13 protein-coding genes and 1 rRNA gene are annotated in these 17,290 nt (G+C 60.4%); 6 read left to right on the top strand and 8 right to left on the bottom strand.

Annotation, left to right across the window (positions count from 1 at the left end):
• Positions 1 to 231 precede the first annotated feature (231 nt).
• A 5S ribosomal RNA gene (gene rrf, locus H4684_RS19430) occupies positions 232 to 346 on the bottom strand.
• A 176-nt stretch (positions 347 to 522) separates the two neighbouring features.
• Positions 523 to 1,518 (bottom strand): tRNA glutamyl-Q(34) synthetase GluQRS, encoded by a 996-nt coding sequence (gene gluQRS / locus H4684_RS19425; RefSeq protein WP_192625011.1) that lies wholly within the window; start codon positions 1,516 to 1,518, stop codon positions 523 to 525.
• 141 nt (positions 1,519 to 1,659) lie between these two features.
• On the opposite strand from gluQRS, the gene H4684_RS19420 reads away from it, so the two are divergent.
• On the top strand, positions 1,660 to 3,609 hold the full coding sequence (locus H4684_RS19420; RefSeq protein WP_192625010.1) for a molybdopterin-dependent oxidoreductase: 1,950 nt from the start codon (positions 1,660 to 1,662) through the stop codon (positions 3,607 to 3,609).
• A gap of 9 nt (positions 3,610 to 3,618) precedes the next feature.
• Here the strand turns inward: H4684_RS19420 and H4684_RS19415 are convergent, their stop codons facing one another.
• The 3 genes from H4684_RS19415 to H4684_RS19405 form a co-directional block, all read right to left on the bottom strand.
• Complete coding sequence (locus H4684_RS19415) at positions 3,619 to 6,177, bottom strand: cobyric acid synthase (protein WP_192625009.1); 2,559 nt, start codon at positions 6,175 to 6,177, stop codon at positions 3,619 to 3,621.
• A 2-nt stretch (positions 6,178 to 6,179) separates the two neighbouring features.
• Positions 6,180 to 6,623: an alanyl-tRNA editing protein gene (locus H4684_RS19410; RefSeq protein ID WP_192625008.1), complete on the bottom strand. Its 444-nt coding sequence runs from the start codon at positions 6,621 to 6,623 to the stop codon at positions 6,180 to 6,182.
• Between the two features lie 65 nt (positions 6,624 to 6,688).
• The gene (locus H4684_RS19405) at positions 6,689 to 7,306 is read right to left on the bottom strand and encodes a LysE/ArgO family amino acid transporter (protein WP_192625007.1); all 618 of its coding nucleotides are present in this window, start codon (positions 7,304 to 7,306) and stop codon (positions 6,689 to 6,691) included.
• A gap of 91 nt (positions 7,307 to 7,397) precedes the next feature.
• Here H4684_RS19405 and H4684_RS19400 point away from each other — a divergent pair, with 91 nt between their 5' ends.
• Complete coding sequence (locus H4684_RS19400) at positions 7,398 to 8,363, top strand: LysR family transcriptional regulator ArgP (RefSeq protein WP_192625006.1); 966 nt, start codon at positions 7,398 to 7,400, stop codon at positions 8,361 to 8,363.
• On the opposite strand, the gene H4684_RS19395 is transcribed toward H4684_RS19400, so the two are convergent.
• Positions 8,248 to 11,298: a PEP/pyruvate-binding domain-containing protein gene (locus tag H4684_RS19395; protein WP_192625005.1), complete on the bottom strand. Its 3,051-nt coding sequence runs from the start codon at positions 11,296 to 11,298 to the stop codon at positions 8,248 to 8,250. The two genes, H4684_RS19400 and H4684_RS19395, sit on opposite strands and share 116 nt — an antisense overlap.
• 192 nt (positions 11,299 to 11,490) lie before the next feature.
• Here H4684_RS19395 and H4684_RS19390 point away from each other — a divergent pair, with 192 nt between their 5' ends.
• Genes H4684_RS19390 through H4684_RS19375 form a run of 4 tightly spaced genes read left to right on the top strand, consistent with a single transcriptional unit; the run spans position 11,491 to position 15,528 of the window.
• Positions 11,491 to 12,924 carry a circularly permuted type 2 ATP-grasp protein gene (locus H4684_RS19390; protein WP_192625004.1) on the top strand — a complete coding sequence of 478 codons (1,434 nt, stop codon included), beginning with the start codon at positions 11,491 to 11,493 and terminating at the stop codon, positions 12,922 to 12,924.
• A gap of 16 nt (positions 12,925 to 12,940) precedes the next feature.
• Complete coding sequence (locus tag H4684_RS19385) at positions 12,941 to 13,918, top strand: alpha-E domain-containing protein (protein ID WP_192625003.1); 978 nt, start codon at positions 12,941 to 12,943, stop codon at positions 13,916 to 13,918.
• A complete protein-coding gene (locus tag H4684_RS19380; protein ID WP_192625002.1) occupies positions 13,915 to 14,673 on the top strand; it encodes a peptidase in 759 nt (252 codons plus the stop codon). The genes H4684_RS19385 and H4684_RS19380 overlap by 4 nt, the downstream gene beginning before the upstream one ends.
• Before the next feature lie 3 nt (positions 14,674 to 14,676).
• Positions 14,677 to 15,528: a transglutaminase family protein gene (locus tag H4684_RS19375; RefSeq protein ID WP_192625001.1), complete on the top strand. Its 852-nt coding sequence runs from the start codon at positions 14,677 to 14,679 to the stop codon at positions 15,526 to 15,528.
• Between the two features lie 53 nt (positions 15,529 to 15,581).
• Here the strand turns inward: H4684_RS19375 and gdhA are convergent, their stop codons facing one another.
• Both gdhA and H4684_RS20845 read right to left on the bottom strand, forming a co-directional pair.
• Positions 15,582 to 16,928: an NADP-specific glutamate dehydrogenase gene (gdhA, locus tag H4684_RS19370; protein ID WP_192625012.1), complete on the bottom strand. Its 1,347-nt coding sequence runs from the start codon at positions 16,926 to 16,928 to the stop codon at positions 15,582 to 15,584.
• A 52-nt stretch (positions 16,929 to 16,980) separates the two neighbouring features.
• A partial coding sequence (locus tag H4684_RS20845; RefSeq protein ID WP_225940568.1) for a hypothetical protein occupies positions 16,981 to 17,290 on the bottom strand: 310 nt, incomplete at its 5' end.

Here is a 17,290-nt window from a genome sequence, read left to right as displayed (position 1 = left end):
TCTATTTGCTCCAACTCGCTATTTATTTGTCAAAGATCCTTTAGCCTTCCGGCAAGAGGAAACGTCTCTATCGACTCCCTCAACCACCGTCAAGCGCTTTTTTCAAGCTTTTTCAAATTTCCTTCGCGAAGCGTTCTTCGCAAAGGCAGGGTTAATCTTCTAACCCCGCTGTCTTCAAAAGGTCAATCATTTTTTTAATGACTTTCCAACCTAGAGAAGAGAATAAAAAAGTCCTGGCGACGACCTACTTTCCCACAAGTGAACTTGCAGTATCATCGGCGCTGGAGGTCTTAACTTCCGAGTTCGGAATGGAATCGGGTGGTTCCCCTCCGCCGTGGTCACCAGGACGAAATATATGAAAATATCAATGAACTTTGCTTTGTCCGGAAGAGGCGTTCCTCATCGCGGAAGAAGCCTCTATGTGAACTCATCGACGCCCGTCAACTAAAAATTCACAGTTTTATAAAATTTATTGAAACCAATCCGCGGACTTCATTCTTAACGCTTGAAATTAAAGATTTTTCACAAAATACCCTTCAATACGATTTCGACCTGATCCTGCAAGACCACGGGTCCCTGGGGGATCTTCTCCCATTCAAATTCAGATATGATCTCCGCTGGTGCCACCGCGACGCCCTCGGGCAGCAAGCCTGCCAGATGTCCCAGATACCCCGCGACAGCCCTCGGCGATATCCCCGTCTCACGCAGCGCGCGCAACTCAAGCGACTGATGACGCTTGGCCAGACGCACCCCCTCATGATCAAACAGCAAGGGCACATGGGCATAGCGTGGAACCGGCGCCTGCAGAAGATCAAAGATGAAGATCTGACGCGGCGTGCACGGCAGGATGTCCGCGCCCCGGACCACCAGATTGATGGCCTGGTCCATGTCATCCAGGGCCACGGCCAGTTGATAGGATATGACCCCGTCCGAACGGCGCAGCGGGAAATCTCCGCCGCACTGCGCCCAATCCAGACGGACCTCGCCATGCAGCAGATCATCGAAGCGAGTCTCCCCCGCGCCATGCAAGCGCAGAGCCGGGCGCCTGCCCTCCGCCTCCCGTTCCCTGCATGCCGCAACGTCAAGCCCCAGGCAGGTGCCCGGATAGACGGGGCCGGCGTCCTCAAGATGGGGCGCGGAGGCCATGGTCCTGAGCTCCTTGCGCGTGCAGTAGCACGGATAGGTGCGCCCAAGACGGGTCAAGGCCTCAATGACCTCCGCATAGCGCTCCAGTCGCTCCTGCTGAGTGTACGGGGCATACGGGCCGCCGAGATCCGGCCCCTCGTCCCAGTCCAGGCCGAGCCATGCCAGATCGCGCATGATCTCCTCGGCAAAGTACGGGCGCGAACGCTCCGGGTCGATATCCTCCATTCGCAGCACAAGTCGCCCTCCGGCAGACCGCACAGCCAGCCAGCACAGCAGGAAGGACCAGGCGTTGCCGAGATGAAGATGTCCGGTCGGACTGGGGGCAAGCCGCCCACGCACAGGTGTTTCGGGGTTGGGAGCGAAGGACTTCATGGCTGTCTTCGGGAGCACGGGGGATGAGAATTGTCAAGCGGACCGGACCCAGGTTGACGACGACGGGCATGTGGCGGAATATGCCGCACGTCCTGAAAAACTGGGCGCCATCCTTCAAAATCTTCACCCCCCCTTTACATAATGAATGAAACAATCGTGACCACCTGCACCCGAGACTGTCCCAATACCTGCGGCCTTCTGGCCGAAATTCGCGACAGCCGTCTGGTCACCCTGAAAGGAGATCCCGGACACCCCATTACCAGGGGGCTGACTTGCGTGAAGGCGGCGCGGTACATCAAGCGGGTCTACAGTCCGGAGCGCATCACTCACCCGCTGATCCGCGACCGGCGCTCGCTTCCGTGGAGAAAGGCCGGATGGGACGAAGTGCTGGACACTGTCGCCAGCCGTTTGAAGTCCATCGCAGCGGAGTCCGGGCCCGAGGCCATTCTCTACTATCAGGGATACGGGGAGCGCACGGCCCTGAAACTCCTGAACCGCTACTTCTTCAATCTTCTGGGAGGGGTGACCACGCCGGCGGGATCGCTGTGCGGCGGAACGGGGCAGCGCGCCCAGGACCTCGATTTCGGCAGGCGCGTGTCCCACGATCCCCTGGACCACGCCAACAGCAGATCCATGATCCTGTGGGGCCGCAACCCCGTTTCCACCAACATCAGCCTTGTCCCCGTCATCCGCAAAATCCGCCGGCGCGGCGGCAGGGTTGTACTCATCGATCCGGTGCCCAGCAGATCGGCGGCCCTCGCCGACAGGCACATCGCGCCCAAGCCCGGCTCCGACGCCTTTCTGGCCATGGCCGTGGCCAAGCTCATCCTGGCCCGGGAGGCCGAAGACCGCGACTTCCTGGAAAACCATGCGCTGGGCGCAAACGACTACCTGCGCATTCTGGCCCGGCACAGCGTGGAAGAATTGTGCGTGCGCTGCGACACAGCCGTGGAAGATGCGCACTTCCTGGCCGAAACCCTCATGCTCCAAAAACCCACGGCCACTTTGCTTGGCTGGGGCATCCACCGTCACAGGGAGGCCCACCTGTCCATCCGGGCCATTGACGCCCTCGCAGCCATCAGCGGCAACATCGGCGTCTCCGGCGGCGGAGTCAGCCAGGGCTTCGAGGAATATGGCCCCTTCGACCAGAAATTCTGGGGCGACGATCTGAACCCGCGCCGACGCACCCTGCTCCTACCGCGCATCGCAGAAGAGATCATGAACGCCCGCGATCCTGAAATCCGCATGATATATGTCACGGCCGCCAACCCCGTGTGTATGGCCCCGAACACGGCCAAGACGATCGCCGCGTTCCGGCACGCCAAATTCGTGGTCTATTCCGGGCACTTTCTGGACGACACCGCCGACCAGGCCCATGTCTTTCTGCCGGCCACGACGTTTCTGGAAGAAGAGGACGTCATGGCCAGCTACGGCCACAACCATGTCGGCCCCGTCAACCGGGTCATCGCGCCCATGGGCGAGTGCAAAAGCGAGTTCCAGATGTTTCACGACCTGGCCGGACGCTTTGATTTTGCCGATCGTTTCCAGCGCAGCGTCACGGACTGGCTGCACGACCTCTGCGCGCCCATCCGGGAACAGGGATGCTCCATGGCGGACCTGCGAAAAAAGGCCTTCCGCCTGAACGCTCCCATGGTCCCCTTTGCGAACAAAAGCTTCCCCACGCCCTCGGGCAGGTTTCAATTCATGACCGAGTTCAGGCCCGAGGATCTCGACCGCCGCGACCCCGCATACCCCTACAGGCTGCTGACCATCGCCCCTCACGGATTCATCTGCTCCGAGCGAACCATGGCCGGACACGATCCGTTGCCCGTGGTCATCCTGGCCGAGGAGGAAGCGCGCCGCCTGTGTCTTGAAAATGGAGAAGAAGTGGTGGTGGAAAGCCGGACTGGAGCTGTCCGGGCAAAACTTGAAGTGAAGGCCGGACAGCGGCGAGACATCCTGGTGTCTGAACGCGGGGGCTGGCTCAAAGCCGGGCACGGACTGAACCGGCTGACCCAGGACATTTCAAGCACAGTGGGACGCGGCACGCCCTACTACGAGACAAGCGTGCGCGTCATCAAAGGCACCTGACCGACGCCCTCAATCCAGAAGGCGGTAGATTCGCTCCATGTCGAGACTCTCCCGCACCACCGAGGCCAGGCGATCCAGCGCGGCTTCAAGGTCATAGGCCACCTGCACCGACTTCAGAGGATCGAGCCCCTTGCGCATCCGCAAACGATCCAGGAAGTAACGCCGAAACCCGTCGGCATCAAAGACTCCGTGCAGATAGGTGCCCCAGACCATGCCGTCGGCCCGGGCCCATCCGATCACGGTTCCGTCCGTGCGGGTCATGAGCGGCTCGACCTGTCCATCCAGCACGCGCGTCCGTCCATGATGAATCTCATACCCGCGAATCGTTTCCCCCGAAGGCAGATGCACGCAGCACGCCTGACACAAGACCTTGTCCACCGCCATCTGCGTTGCCAAAGGCAGAAAGCTCAAGGGACGGGCGGACGCTCCCGCGCTTTCGACAAGGGCCGGGTCCGTGACGTCGGTTCCGAGCATCTGCAAGCCACCGCAGACCCCGACGATTTCGGCCTGGCTGGCCAGAATCGCCTGAGCCATGCCCGAACTCCACAGATAGTCCAGATCCGCGAACACATTGCGCGAACCCGGAAGAATGATCACGTCGGCTCCGGCCAGATCCCGGGGTGCGCGGGCAATGCGCAGATCCACATCCGGTTCAAGGCCCAGCGCATCAAGGTCCGTGAAATTGGAAATATGCGGCAGGTCCACGGCCACGACGCACAACTCGGCTTGCCTGCCAAGCGGCCGGGCATCCTTGAAGCTGACCGAATCCTCCTCGGGCAATCCCAGATTCCGCAGAAACGGCACCACACCCAGCGTCGGAACTCCGGTAAAGCGGCGCACATAGTCGATGGCGTCCCCGAGCAGATCCTGTCTGCCCCGGAAACGGTTGACGACAAAACCCACCACCAGCGCGCGCTCCCATTCCTCCATGACCTCCATGGTGCCTACAAATGAGGCGAATACGCCACCCCGATCGATGTCTCCGGCCAGCAGCACCTTGGCCCCGGCATGGCGAGCCATGCGCATGTTGACCACGTCATGGGATTTCAGGTTGACCTCGGCCGGACTGCCCGCCCCTTCCAGCACCATGACCCGGGACCGTGCGGCAAGCTCGTCGTAAGCCGTGGTGATGGTCTCGAAAATTTGCGGCTTGAAGCGGATGTACTGGCCCACGCTCATGTTGCCCACGGGCTTGCCGAGCACGATGACCTGCGAACCCGTCTCCGAGTTGGGCTTCAGGAGGACCGGATTCATGCGCACGTCCGGCTCCAGCCTGCAGGCCTGGGCCTGCAGGACCTGAGCCCGGCCCATTTCCCCGCCGCTGCGGGTAACGAAAGAATTGAGCGACATGTTCTGGGCCTTGAACGGAGCCACTCCAAGTCCGTCCTGCAGGAAAATCCGGCACAGGGCCGCCGTGAGGACCGACTTTCCCGCGTTGGACGAAAGCCCCTGAAGCATAATGGCCGGGGTTTTGCGCACGGCCCGGCCGCGGGGCCTGGTCGGTTCGAAAATCTTTGAAAAAGCCTCGACCAGGCGCTTGTTTTCCTCGGTGCCGCGCACGGCCACCCGAAAATAATGGGCGTCGAGTCCTTCATAATTGGCGCAGTTGCGGATCAGAATACGGCTTTTGGCAAGCACTTCCTGCAAGGCAAACGCGTCCGGGTGCACACTGCGGCAGAGCAGATAGTTGGCGCTGCCCGGAAAAACCGTGAGCCCAAGGCCCACAAGATCAGCTTCCAGCCGAGTGCGCAGAGTCTGCACCGCATCCATGGAGCGCTCGGCGTAGGCGTCGTCACGCAGGGCCTCCTCGCCCACGGCCTGCGCCAGCGCGTTGACGCTCCAGTCCGGTAGCAAAGCCGAAATCGCCGCGCACACATCCGCGCCGCCATACCCAAGGCCCAGACGCAGTCCGGGCACGGCATAGAATTTGGTCAGGGAATGCAGGACAAACAGATTGGGTCGAATCGTAGCGCCCAGCCGGGAAAGTCGCGGGACGAAATCGGCGAAAGCCTCGTCCACAAGAAAGAAACTCTTCGGATGCCGATCGGCCAAATCCAGGATGCGCTCGGGTTCGAGCAGGGTCCCGGCCGGGTTTCCGGGCTGCCCGAGAATGACCAGGGCCCGTTCCTGAAGCAAATCTTCCAGTCCTGCCCAATCCAGGACGAAGCCGTTGTCGGGACGCAGCGTCAATGTCTGACAGGTAATTCCGGCGGCCGCGCAAGCCCTCCCGTAATCTCCGTAGCAGGGCACGGGCAAAACGGCGCGCTCAATTCCAAGAGAGGCACAGACTCTGGGCAAGGCGTAAAGCAGTTCCGACGAACCGTTGCCCGCGACTACGTTCATTGGCTGCACCCCCATGCGCGAGGCGGCGATCCGGCGCAGTTCTTCGGCCCGGGGCTCGGGATAATGCGCTGTCCCGGCCAGCGCGCGAGCCACCACGGGGCGCAGCCATGCGGGCGGCCCCAGGGGGTTGATGTTGGCCGAAAAGTCCAGAATTTCTTCGGGCGCACAGGCAAGCGACGCGGCCATGAAACGAATATTGCCGCCGTGTGAGGGGAGATTCGCCATGATCAGGCGTTTTTTCCGAGCTTGAAGCGCAGCCTGAGCACCCCGTTCTCGAATGAATGCGTGGTCAGCCGGAACGTGCCCAGCGCGCCGGTGCGGTCCACATGCTCGCCGATGCATGGGCATGCGTCGTAATCCCCGACGTGGATGATGCGCAATTCCCCGGACGCGTCTTCCGGCAGGCGTTCCAGATTGAAGCGTGCCTCGGCCTCATTGCGGGACATGGCCTGGGCGAAGACCGGCAGATCGGCGGCGATGACGGCGTTCACCCTCGCCTCCACGTCCCGGGCCTCGGCCTCGGTCAGATCGCGATCGTAATGATAGTCGCACTTGGCCTTGTCCGGGTTCACATGCGCGGAAAAGCACCGCCCGCAGACAAAAAGCCGGTCCATGGTCTGATTGAGAATGTGCTCCGCCGTGTGCATGCGCGGATCGTAATTTTTGGCCATCGTTCCTCCGATGGGAGGTTGATAGCCGGGGGAGGGGGCGGGGTAAAGGGTTCAGACACCCCAAATCAGGCCGCAAAAACGGACGCCATCAGCGATGCGGCCACACCCCACATGGTCAGGCCCACCAGAACATCGAGCACGGCCCATGATCTGGGATGACGAAAAAAAGGCAGCAACAGACGCGCGCCAAGGCCCAGGGCGAGAAACCAGAGCAGGGAAGCCGTAACCGCGCCCGCGCCGAAGAAAAAGCGCTGCGCCTCGGGATAACGCCCACCGATGGAGCCAAGCAGGAGCACGGTATCGAGATAGACGTGCGGATTGAGGAACGTCACTGCCAGGGTCGCGACCACCGTGGCCCCAAGCCCCATCCGCGCCCGTTCCTGGGCTTCGAGACTTCCCGAGCGCATGGCCGAACGAAAAGAGCGCAGCCCGTACCAGAAAAGAAATGCCACTCCGAGCCAGGTGGCCCATACCGCCAGCGCCTCGCTGTGCGCCAGGACAATTCCCATCCCCGACAGTCCAAGGGTTATGAGCAGGGCGTCGCTCAAGGCGCAGATCAGCGCCACGGTGAGATGATGGTTGCGGGTCAGACCCCGATTGAGCACGAAGGCATTTTGCGCACCGATGGCGATAATGAGACCGGCGCCTGTTCCCAGACCCTGTAAAAATGGCGTGAAAATCATCAGGTTCCCCTTGTGTTACGTTGAACCGGGGAATAATTGAGGATGGGTCATAAGGAAAACGAATAATTTTATTGAGCCATAAGAAAAACTAATGATCGATACCAAACACCTTCAGGCCCTGGCCGCTGTCATCACCGAACAAAGCTTTGAAAAGGCCGCCCGCTCTCTCTTTCTGACCCAGTCCGCGATTTCCCAACGCATCCGTCAGCTTGAGGAGCACGTGGGGCAAATGCTCGTGGTGCGCTCGGTGCCGATCCGGCCCACATCAGCGGGGATGGCCATGCTGCGCCACTTCCGGCAACTTTCCGTTCTGGAGGAATCGCTCTTCGAAGAATTGGCCCCGGGCGAAAGCAGCAATACGGCGACCGTGACCCTGGCGGTCAACGCCGACAGCCTGGACAACTGGTTCCTGCGCAGCATTCCCGACATCCTCGCGGAAGAGAACGTGCTCCTTGATCTCGTGGTCGACGACCAGTCCGTGACCCACGCCTATCTGCGATCGGGGGAAGTCCAGGGCGCCATCACCTCGACACCGGCGAACTTTCAGGGCCTGCTCACCCACGACCTTGGCGACATGGAATACCTGTGCGTGGCCACACCTGCGTTCAGATCGCGCCACTGCCCACATGGTTTCGACCGGCAGACCGCGGACACCGCGCCGATCGTCATTTTCAACCACAAGGACGCGCTGCAGCACGAATTCCTGCGCCAGCACTTCGGTGAGGAAATCACCCCGCCCGCACACGTCATGCCGTCCAACATCAGCTTCCAGGGGCTCATCCTCCAAGGCGGAGCGTACGGCATGGTCTCCAGCATCCTGGCCGAACCGTATCTGAAGAAAGGCGAACTGGTCGATCTCACCCCGGGAGAAACCTTGCGCGTCCCCCATTTCTATCAGTGCTGGAGCCTGCAGAGCAGCCTTTCCCGGCGCATCGCCGAAATCATAGTGCGCACTGCCCGGGCGAACCTGATCCCCCGGAACCCAGAGTGCAGCACCCAGCACCCTGCGGTTCCGGGTCCACCTCACGCCCCTGCGCCGCCCCGTTTCCGGGAGTGATCGCGCAGTGCGAGCTACGGCCATCGACCTTGATGATCATTGGTGCCGACAGGCGCACATGAACCACATGCTCCTCCCTGGCCACGACGTCGTGCCCCTCAAGCCACTCCCAGTCGAAACGCTCGCCCTCCTTGCCAGACATCATAATGTAATTGATCCCAAGAGTGGTGATGTTGTGGAAGAAGTGGGAACCCTGGGACGGTTCCACGCGCAGTTGCGCCGAAGCGGTCTCGACGATGGCCGAAACCCCGCAGATGTCGTTCCAGGCCACGGGAATGCCCAGCCAGCGATCCGCCGTGCCCCATCGCCCGGGACCCACCAACAGATATTTGCGCCCCTCGGCCACGAGCGCAGCATTGATGCGGCTGATCTCCCCCGCGATCTGCACGGTTTTTTCGACCTCGAAGGCATCGGGTCGCACAAAGACGACATCCTGAACATCGCTCTTCTCGGCGTTGCCAAGCGCGTGGGTGGACAGGCAAAAGGCACGCCCGCGGTCATGCTCGGTGATGGTGACCCGATTGAGATCCGCCCGGGCGGACATGGGCCGCAACTGGAGCAGGGAGAATACGGGCCTGTGCTCCTTGTCCGGGTGAAGTCTGCACGCGAACTCGATCTCCACGGGGCAGCCCATGGCCGATTCCGCGATTCCAAGGACGTCGGCCAGGATCTCCGCCAGAGGCAGAATCTTGTGCTTCAGCACCGGCGCGAAAAGCAGAACACGCGGCCGATCGGGGATGGACGCGGTATCGCGGATGCGTCCTTCCTCCGGCAGAAAGGTTGAGGCCACCAGCGCCAGGGGCCCGTCGTCCTCGGCTTCGGTGATGTTGCGGCGGGAGAGTGAAAAATCCGTGCGCGCCCAAGGCCAATGCTCCAGAGACAGGCTGTAGAATTCGGTCTGTGCCGTGCGCAAAGCCAGTTCGACGGTCGGACATTGGGGCAGGATGTTCGGATATCTCGGCGAAAAACGCAGGGTCTGCCCGCCGTCGACCACGATCTTGCCGAATCCGAAAGCGATGGTGGCCACCCCGTCCTCGGGCTTCATGCGCCCGAAAGGATAGTAATTGTAGGACTGTGCCACTCCGGAAATGGCCGGATAGAAATACCCTGCGTACTTGTCCCCGATGACCTGCTGCACCAGCACGCCCATCTTCTCCTCGTCGGTGCGCTGACTGACCCGGCGCGAAAAGGCCTTGGGCGCCTGATAGAACGTGGAGGCGTAGACCTGCTTGATGGCCAGGATCAATTCCTGAAGGCGCACGTCCGGGTCGGGATGATTGTTGGGGACCATGATCGTAGAGTACAGCCCGGCATAGGCCTGATACTGGGCGTCCTCAAGGAGGCTTGACGAGCGTACGGCCAAAGGATGGTGGACCTGCGCCAGATAGGCCCTTAGCTGATGGCTGAGCCACTTGGGGAAACGGGCCTTTTCGACGATCTTCAAGACCTCGTCGTCGGCAAGATCCGTACTGGACAAATATTTAAGATCATTGATTTTTACAAACGAATCAAACCCTTCAGTCGAAATACCCAGCGTCTTGGGCATGAAAAAATCTACCCCGGGATATTTTACCGCCAGGGCCGGAATCCTGTTCAGGATCGAAAACAGAAACGCCAGCCCGCGCGCCTTGCCACCCATGGAGCCCTGGCCGATCTTGAAGAAATCCGTGGTCGGGTCGAAATCCTTGGCGTTGAAATTCGCCACGATGCCTTTCTGGCGCTGCTGCCGCCTGTCCCGGATCATCTCGATGACGCCGCGGCGCAGGAGCTCCGGTGAAGCGAAGTCCGACTCGCTCATGGGCCGCAGACGGTTGGCCAGCTCAAATTCGGTGCGCGCAAAAAACCAGCGCGAGAAATCATTGTGACGGGAATGATGGACCAGAGCCTCGGCCGGAATGGTTTTTAGCCGCTCCTCCAGCGCATAGAGACTCCCGGCCCGGGAGATCTCCTCGCCCTCCGGACCGCGAAAAATGAAATCGCCGAACCCCAGACGTTCCAAAACGAAAGCGCGCACATCCGCAAGCAGGCTCGGGGAGTTCTTGTCCACGAAACTGGCCGGAATCTCCATGGCCCTGCGGGCGTTGTCCGGTTCGTTGCTCATGAGGAGCAGCGGAATGTCGAAACGCTGCGCCTTGATGGCACCAAGCAGATCAACACCGGCCGAGGCGTCGAGCTTGCCGCCACGGGGAAAGCGCACATCGGAAAGCACGCCCAGCACATACGGCTCGAATTTTTGGAACAGGGCCAGCGCGTCTTCGTAGTTGTCGGCCAATAGAATCTTGGGCCGACAGCGCATGGTCAGCAGACGGTGTTCCTGATTGAGCCCTTCCCGGATGACGTCCTGGGTCTGGACGACAAGCTCGCGGTACAGGATGGGCAGCAGGCAGGACTGATAGCGGGGGGAATCCTCGACCACGATGATGACCCGGATGCCGACGCTGACCGTGTCGAAGTCCACGTTCATGGCGTCCTCGGCGTTCTTGACCAGGGCGACCAGAAGATCGGCGTTGCCGGTCCACACGAACTGGCGGTCTATGCCGTCGGCCGGGTTCTCTCCCGGCAGAAAGACCTCACGGTGCGTCAGGAGATAAACCGGGATGCCAAGCCCGAATTCCTTGATCTTCTGTCCCAGGATCAAGGCCTCGCGCTCGGCCAGCTGCGGCATGAGGATGACCAGCTCGAACGGGCGCTGCCGCAGAAAGGCCAGGGCCTCCTCGGCGCCTGACGCCCACGTCAGGCGCGGCGGCCGACTCAGGTTCAATCCCTGATACTCGGACACGATGCGTTCGGAGAGCTTGCAATCCTCCTCCATGACCCAGGCGTCATAGGCTGTGGACACAAGCAGAATATTCTGGACTTTCCTGGCCATGAGATCATGGAATTTTCTGAATTCCGAATCCTGGGCCACAAGTTGCAAGGACGGCGTGAGGGACATGTCTGTCTCCGGTGAAAACTGTGCGATGGAACTTTGAGTCTATGCAATTACCCCGCCCTTAGGCAACGCGACGGAGGCCTGAAATACGGAGAAACATCACGTGAGAATGTTTGTTTTCAGGCACGTATTTGTTTAAACTATTGGCACAGGACCACATAAATTTTACAATGATGTCAAAACCGGAGGCTGCTTATGAAATTCACCGGCTATGATCTTGGGCCTTTTCATGACGAAATGTTCTCGGCCCCCGGCGTTCCCCGCGACGGCACGAAGCTTCTGGTCGACAAAATCGAGTCGCTGCCCGAAGGCGAATTGTTCAGGCGGCAGCAACAGGCCGAGCAGGCTCTCTACGACCTCGGCATCACGTTCACGGTCTATGGACACGAGCAGGGCACGGAAAAAATCTTCCCATTCGACGTGGTGCCCCGCGTCATTGAGGCCAATGACTGGGACCATGTCGAGATTGGCCTCAAGCAGCGCATTTTTGCCCTGAACCTTTTCCTGGATGACATCTACCACAAACAGAAGATCATAAGAGATGGAGTCATCCCACGCGAAATCATCGAGACGGCCGAGGGCTTTCTCCCGGCCTGCATGGGCATAAACCCGCCCCACGGAATCTGGTGTCACGTCACGGGCACGGACCTGGTGCGCGACGAAAGCGGAACCTTCTTCGTTCTTGAGGACAACCTGCGCTGCCCGTCCGGAGTGTCCTACGTGCTGGCCAACCGAAGTCTCATGAAGCGGACCCTGCCCGAAGTTTTTGCGGCCTCGCGAGTACGCCCCGTGGACGACTATCCGGCCAAACTCCTAAATCTCCTGCTGCGCATGGCCCCCAAGAGCGACTCGCAGCCCTGCGTGGCCCTGCTCACCCCCGGAATCTACAACTCCGCCTATTTCGAGCATTCCTTCCTCGCGCTGCAGACCGGCATCGAACTGGTCCAGAACCAGGACCTGGTTGTCGAAAACGATTTTGTCTACATGCGCACGACCAAGGGCCTCAAAAAGGTGGACGTCATCTACCGCCGCCTGAACGACGACTACCTCGATCCCCTTGTCTTCAGGCCTGAATCGCTCCTGGGCGTGCCGGGTATCATGGGTGCCTACCGGGCCGGCAATGTCTGCCTTGCCAACGCGCCGGGAACGGGCGTGGCCGACGACAAGGTCGTCTACGCATATGTCCCCGAAATCATCCGCTATTACCTGGGAGAGGAAGCATTCATCCCCAACGTCCCCACCTATCTTTGCTGGCGAAAGGAAGACCGGGCCTTTGTGCTGGACAATCTTGAGACCATGGTCGTCAAGGCGGCCAACGAATCCGGCGGCTACGGCATGCTGATCGGTCCGGGCTCTACCAAGGCCGAGCGCGAGGATTTTGCTGGACGCATCAAGGCCAGACCCCGCAACTACATCGCCCAACCCGCACTCATGCTTTCCCGAGCCCCGGTTATCGTCGGCGATCATTTCGAAGGCAGACATGTGGATCTGCGGCCCTATATCCTTCATGGCGGGGACGTGCAGGTCATTCCCGGCGGCCTGACCAGGGTGGCCCTCAAAAAAGGATCGCTGGTGGTCAACTCCTCCCAGGGCGGCGGCAGCAAGGACACCTGGGTCCTCAAACATTAACCCCAAGGACACGCCCATGCTTTCACGCGTTGCAAGCGCCATCTATTGGATGAGCAGATATCTGGAGCGGGCCGGGAATCTGGCCCGCGTGGTGGAGGTCAACTGGCACCTGACCCTGGACCTCCAGGATTCCGAGAGCGGTGAATGGAAATCCCTCATCGAAGCCAGCGGGGACCAGTCCCTTTTCCAGGAACGATATGGGTATTACGACGCGGCCTCGGTCATCACGTTCCTGAGTTTCGACCGCGACTACCCCAATTCCATCGCGTCCTGCCTCTGGGCGGCCCGGGAGAACGCCCGCGCCATCCGCGAGGTTATCCCGTACGAAATGTGGAACTATATCAACATATTCTACCATTTAGTCCATGACGCCTCGACCCGCCCCCTGCAGGTGGTCGAGAACCCGTTTTCGTTCTGCCAGGAGATCAAGATGCGGGACTTCATCCTCGGCGGGATCGCGGCGGACGCCATGATCGAGGACGAGGCCTGGCACTTCGCACGGCTCGGACGCCTTCTGGAACGCTGCGACAAGACGTCACGCATCCTGGATGTCAGTTTTCACCATCTGCTGGACAGCCAAAACGGCGCGCAGCAACCCGGGGATTCCATCCACTGGATGGCGCTACTCCGGGCCACCAGCGCCTTCAACGCATTTCGTCGCTGCCGGGGACGCATCTCGCCCGAAAAGGTGGCGGACTTTCTTCTTTTTGATCATCATTTTTCTCGATCAATATTGTACGGACTCACTCATGCCCAGGCCTCCCTGCACTCCATCACGGGAACAAGGCTGAATTTCTTCACCTGCGAAAGCGAACGCCTTTTAGGTCAACTGTGCGCGGACCTTTCCTACTTGACCATTGAAGACGTTTTCGCGCAGGGTCTGCATCGTTTCACTGACCGTTTGCAAACCCGCATGAATGCGGTCGACGCCCGCCTGGGAATCGAATTTTTCGGTTACGCGGCGCAAGGACCGGAAGTAAGGATGGAACAATGACCTTTTGTCTCGGCATCACGGTGGAAGACGGTTTGGTCGGTCTGGCGGACACCCGCATCACCGCCGGCAATGAAATGACCACGGCGCAGAAACTGAGCACCTATGAAACCCAGAGCGGGGCGGTCTTCTTCATGACCTCCGGCCTGCGCTCCCTGCGTGACAAGGTCGCCACCTACTTCGAGGAGGCCCTGGAATCCGGGCCTCCTCCGGACAAGCTCTACAAGGCCGTAAACCTCTTTGCCGACCTCGTCCGGCGCGTGGCCAAGGAAGACAAGGAATATCTCGACGCCTCGGGGCTGCAGTTCAACATCCACACCATCATGGGCGGACAGTTCTCGGCCGACGCCACGCACAAGCTGTTCCTGATCTACCCGCAGGGCAACTGGGTGGAGATCACTTCCGGCACACCCTACCATATCATTGGCGAAACCGGATACGGCAAGCCGGTCCTTGACCGGACTCTCAAGCACGCGGACTCCATCCATTTTGCCCTCAAGGTCGGCTGTCTGGCTTTCGACTCCACGCGAATCAGCGCCGCCGACGTGGACTTCCCTCTTGATGTGGTGGTCTATTCTAAGGGTTCCTTTTCCCTTATCGAGCACCGCTTCGAGCAGAACGATCTGGCGCACATCTCCACCTGGTGGCAGGATCGGCTGCGCGAGGGCGTCCACGCCCTGCCCTCGGAATGGATCGACGCCATCGCGGCCAGCCTCTCCCCCAGCAGCCGCAAACTGCACTCCAAAACCGAGGATTGAGCGATGCGCATCCGGGTAGAGCACGAATCCAGCTATCGTTTCAGCAGGCCCGTCTTTCTTGAGCCGCATCTGATCAGGCTCAAGCCCAGGCAGGACGCCGGGCAGTTGCTTGAAGACTTCAGCCTCAAGGTCAGCCCCGAACCGGCCGGCCAGTGCGAAATCCTGGACGCATGCGGCAACGCCGCCCACTGGCTGTGGTTTGAAGGTATGTGGGAGGAACTGGTTATCCGCACGGAATTCACGGCTCGCACCCTGCGCGATAACCCCTTCGACTATCTGCTGCACCCGTGCGCATTCACGCTCCCTCTTGATCTGCCCGCTCTTGAACGCGAAGCCCTGCTGCCGTCTCTTGGGTCCGGCAGCCCTTCAACACGCGGCCTTGCCAAAAAATTCATGGCCGAGGCAGGTGGCGACAGCATCCAATTTTTGAGCCTTCTCAATGCCTGGATCTATCAGAACATTACAATCATCCCACGACTCGAACCGGGCATCTTTACCACGGAGACCACGCTGCTGCTTGGCCGTGGTGCTTGCCGCGACGTCAGCCTCGTCTTCATGGAGGTCTGCCGGGAGGCGGGAATCCCCGCCCGGTTCGTGTCCGGCTACCAGATCGGCGACCCAGAACAAACCGAGCGGGACCTGCACGCCTACCCGGAAATCTATCTGCCCGGAGCTGGCTGGCGCGGCTACGATCCCACCCTCGGACTTACTGTCGTCGGAGGCCACCTTGCCCTTTGCGCCGCCTCCGAACCGGAGCTGACCGCTCCTGTCACCGGCACGTACAGGGGCAACGCAACAAACGAACTTCTCCACAAAATCCACATTGAAACCATGCCGGAAAAAACAAACGGCTGACCCTGTTTCGAGGACCAGCCGCAACGCGCAATTCAAGCATTTTTCCGTCTACATCAGACCACGCCCTGATCCAGCATGGCGTCGGCCACCTTCACGAATCCGGCGATGTTGGCGCCAACGACATAGTTGAGGGGTTTGCCGTAGACCGCCGCGGTGTCCATGCAGACCTTGTGGATGGTCTTCATGATCAGCTTCAGCCTGTCATCCACTTCCTGCCGGGTCCAGCTCAGGCGCATGCTGTTCTGGGTCATCTCCAGGCCAGAGACCGAGACCCCGCCCGCGTTGGCGGCCTTGCCGGGGCCAAAGAGCACGCCGTTGTCCAGGAAGATATGCACGCCCTCGTGCGAGGTAGGCATGTTCGCTCCCTCGGTCACGACCCGCACGCCGCCGGCCACCATGTTTTCCGCATCGAGCCTGCCTATTTCGTTCTGTGTTGCGCAAGGGAAGGCGCAGTCGGCCTTGTGCGCCCAGAGCGGATTGTACCCAAGCCCATAGTCCGCCGGAGTGAAGACGGCCTCGGGGTATGCGTCCACGTACTCACGCACCCGGCCCCGGCGCACATTCTTGAGGTGCTTGATGAAGGCGAGCTTTTCGGGCGTCACTCCGGCCTCGTCGTAGATGTAGCCCGACGAATCCGAAAACGTGATCGGGGAACTGCCCAGCTGCAACAGCTTTTCCATGGTGTATTGGGCCACGTTGCCCGAGCCGGAGACCAGGCTGCGCGTCCCCTCCAGCGTCTTACCCTGGGCCGCGAGCATCTCGCCCGCGAAATAGACCGCCCCGTACCCCGTGGCCTCGGGCCGGACCAGGCTGCCGCCCCAGGAAGCGCCCTTGCCCGTCAGCACGCCCGTGAATTCGTTTCTGAGCTTCTTGTACATGCCGAACATGAAGCCCACTTCGCGCGCGCCCACGCCGATGTCTCCGGCAGGCACGTCCGTGTTCGGCCCGATATGCCGGAAGAGTTCGAGCATGAAGCTCTGGCAGAACCGCTGCACCTCGTTGTCGGACTTGCCCTTCGGGTCGAAATCCGCGCCGCCCTTGCCCCCGCCCATGGGCAGGGTGGTCAAAGAATTCTTGAAGACCTGCTCGAAGGCCAGAAATTTGAGAATGCCGAGATTTACGGAAGGGTGGAAACGCAGACCGCCCTTGTAGGGCCCGATGGCGCTGTTCATCTGAACCCGAAACCCCCGATTGACGTGCACATCCCCGTGATCGTCAACCCATGGAACCCGGAAGATGATGACGCGCTCCGGCTCGACCATGCGTTCGACAATCCCTGCCCGGCGATACTCGGGATTGCGCTCAAGCGCCGGTTCTATGGACTCCATGACCTCCGTCACGGCCTGATGAAATTCCACTTCGCCCGGGTCCCGCCGCTTGACCAGTTCAAGAATCTCCATGCTCATGAAAGTCCTCCGCAAGTAAGCTGTTGCAGGCATGTTCGGTCTGTACTCATTCGAGGCTAAAAAACATAAAAAACCTTGCCGCCCTTCTTCCCCCAAGCGAAGCCAAGGTCAAGGGAGTCCGGCGTTTTTTTCGCAAAAGAAGCGCTGTTTCGCACAATCTCTGGATTACCGGCACGTTTCCCGTAATTTCAACGGAAGCCTTGCGAGGGCCAACCCGCCACACCGCGCTCCAAACAAACAAAAAACCGCGCCCTCTCACAGCAACGCCGGATGGATCCCCGCCTTCGCGGGGATGACGCATCGTGATGCCGAAGGACCGAAGCATGGAAGTACCGCTTGGATCGCAGTGTTCTTTC

Origin of the sequence: Desulfomicrobium macestii (genome assembly GCF_014873765.1) — a bacterium.
In the GTDB taxonomy this organism is placed as follows: Bacteria; Desulfobacterota; Desulfovibrionia; order Desulfovibrionales; family Desulfomicrobiaceae; genus Desulfomicrobium; species Desulfomicrobium macestii.
Note: the sequence above shows the minus strand (reverse complement) of the source record. Positions and strands in the feature narration are given on the sequence as shown.

Bases quoted from the DNA above. Each gene is read 5' to 3' on its own strand.
- H4684_RS19380 (WP_192625002.1), top strand. From the start codon at position 13,915: ATGACCTTTTGTCTCGGCATCACGGTGGAAGACGGTTTGGTCGGTCTG.
- H4684_RS19415 (WP_192625009.1), bottom strand. From the start codon at position 6,177: ATGGCGAATCTCCCCTCACACGGCGGCAATATTCGTTTCATGGCCGCG.
- gluQRS (WP_192625011.1), bottom strand. From the start codon at position 1,518: ATGAAGTCCTTCGCTCCCAACCCCGAAACACCTGTGCGTGGGCGGCTT.
- H4684_RS19410 (WP_192625008.1), bottom strand. From the start codon at position 6,623: ATGGCCAAAAATTACGATCCGCGCATGCACACGGCGGAGCACATTCTC.
- H4684_RS19385 (WP_192625003.1), top strand. From the start codon at position 12,941: ATGCTTTCACGCGTTGCAAGCGCCATCTATTGGATGAGCAGATATCTG.
- H4684_RS19375 (WP_192625001.1), top strand. From the start codon at position 14,677: ATGCGCATCCGGGTAGAGCACGAATCCAGCTATCGTTTCAGCAGGCCC.
- H4684_RS19420 (WP_192625010.1), top strand. From the start codon at position 1,660: ATGAATGAAACAATCGTGACCACCTGCACCCGAGACTGTCCCAATACC.
- H4684_RS19400 (WP_192625006.1), top strand. From the start codon at position 7,398: ATGATCGATACCAAACACCTTCAGGCCCTGGCCGCTGTCATCACCGAA.
- H4684_RS19395 (WP_192625005.1), bottom strand. From the start codon at position 11,298: ATGTCCCTCACGCCGTCCTTGCAACTTGTGGCCCAGGATTCGGAATTC.
- gdhA (WP_192625012.1), bottom strand. From the start codon at position 16,928: ATGGAGATTCTTGAACTGGTCAAGCGGCGGGACCCGGGCGAAGTGGAA.
- H4684_RS19390 (WP_192625004.1), top strand. From the start codon at position 11,491: ATGAAATTCACCGGCTATGATCTTGGGCCTTTTCATGACGAAATGTTC.
- H4684_RS19405 (WP_192625007.1), bottom strand. From the start codon at position 7,306: ATGATTTTCACGCCATTTTTACAGGGTCTGGGAACAGGCGCCGGTCTC.